Origin of the sequence: Halomonas sp. 707D4 (genome assembly GCF_024158685.1) — a bacterium.
Classification (GTDB): Bacteria; Pseudomonadota; Gammaproteobacteria; order Pseudomonadales; family Halomonadaceae; genus Vreelandella.
This window is the reverse complement of record NZ_JAMZBD010000625.1, coordinates 1-1,506: the sequence shown is the minus strand read 5'-3', so window position 1 is coordinate 1,506 and position 1,506 is coordinate 1. Positions and strand designations below refer to the sequence as shown.

General features: G+C 64.9%; 2 protein-coding genes. One reads left to right on the top strand and one right to left on the bottom strand.

All coding sequences use genetic code 11. From position 1 onward, the window contains the following. Positions 1 to 466: TonB-dependent receptor (locus BIS11_RS17330; protein ID WP_253586693.1), on the top strand; the 466-nt coding region annotated here is incomplete at its 5' end. A gap of 147 nt (positions 467 to 613) precedes the next feature. On the opposite strand, the gene BIS11_RS17325 is transcribed toward BIS11_RS17330, so the two are convergent. Further along, positions 614 to 1,506 (bottom strand): TonB-dependent receptor (locus BIS11_RS17325; protein WP_253586691.1); only part of this gene is annotated, 893 nt, incomplete at its 5' end.

The window sequence follows — 1,506 nt, the reverse complement described above, 5'->3', positions numbered from 1 at the left end:
CTTCGGCAGCGACCCGACCTACCGCGTCAACATCGACGAAGCCGTCACCCAGGGGGTGGAGGCGAGCCTTGCAGCACCCTTGGGCGATGCGCTGGCGCTGTCGGCCAGCTACACCTACACCGACTCCGAGCAGAAAAGCGGCGAGTACAAGGGCAACCCCCTGACCCAGCTGCCCAAGCACCAGGTGTCGGCCTCGCTCGACTGGCAGATCGACAGTCAGCTCAGCCAGTGGACTCGGGTGACCTACCGCGGCGAGGAGAGCCAGCCCACCGGCGGGCGCTCCAGCGGCTCGCTGGTCGCCCCGTCCTACACCTTCGTCGATACGGGGCTTGGCTACGCGCTCAACGACACCACCACGGTCAGCGCGGGCATCTACAACCTGTTCGACGAGGACGTCACCTACGACGAGTACGGCTACGTCGAGGACGGCCGCCGCCTCTGGCTCGGCCTGAACGTCGATTTCTGATTCGCTTCATCTCGCAGACAGATGGCCCCTCTCGGGGCCGTTTTTTTTGGCGGTCGCTCCCGCGCACAAAAAAAGCCCCGGGCGAAGCCGGGGCTGAATCAGCAAGCGCCAGGGGCGCGCATTGGATCGGGTCAAGAGCGACCGGGTCTAGAACTCGTAGGTGGCCGAGAGCCAGTAGCTGCGCCCGTCGAGGGCGACGCCGTCGGTGGCGCGGCCGGTCTGGGTGTAGCGGTAGGCGACGTAGGTATCGCCGTCGAAGCTATAGGTGTCGTAGGCGGAGAAGTCCTTGTCGAACAGGTTGTAGACGGAGCCGGTCAGGCGCACGTTGTCCGAGAAGCGATAGGAGGAGCGCAGGTTGAACAGCTCATAGCCGTCGAGCTTGTTGCCCACCTGCTCGACCAGCGCGGCGGAGCTTCCGGTGACATCACCGGTGAAGCGTTCGCGAGAGGAGTAGTACTCGCCCTCGAGCGTGGTGCTCCAACGCTCGTTGATCGCCCAGGAGAGATTCGCCGTCAGCTTGTGCCTAGGCGCGTTGGTCAGTCGCTGGCCTTCGTTGTCGCCGGAGGTCACTTCGGTGTCGGTGAAGGTATAGCCGCCGCCGATGGTCCAGTCCGGGGCGAACCGGTAGCTCGAGGTCAGCTCGACGCCACGGGTCTCGGCGCGGTCGACGTTGATCTGCTGGCTGAAGCTCTCCTGGGTGGTGAAACTGCCCACGCTCAGGCAGTTCGCGGCATCTGCGAAGGGCTGGTTGCCGCTGCTGTCGGTGAACTGGCAGTTGGGAAGATCGTCGCCATTGGCGATGCGATCCCGGAACTGGGTGAAGAACACCGTGGCCCCGGCGGAGAAGCCGTCGAGGTTGTCGTAGATCGCGCCCACCTCGTAGTTGGTGCTCTTCTCGGGCTCGAGGTTCGGCGAGCCCAGGCTCGCGGAAAGCCCCTGGTTGCCGAAGCCGTTGATGCCGTCGTGGAGCTGGTTCAGCGTCGGCGTCTTGTAGCCCTGGCTGATGCCGCCTTTCAGCGTCCACTCGTCGGTGGTGTTCC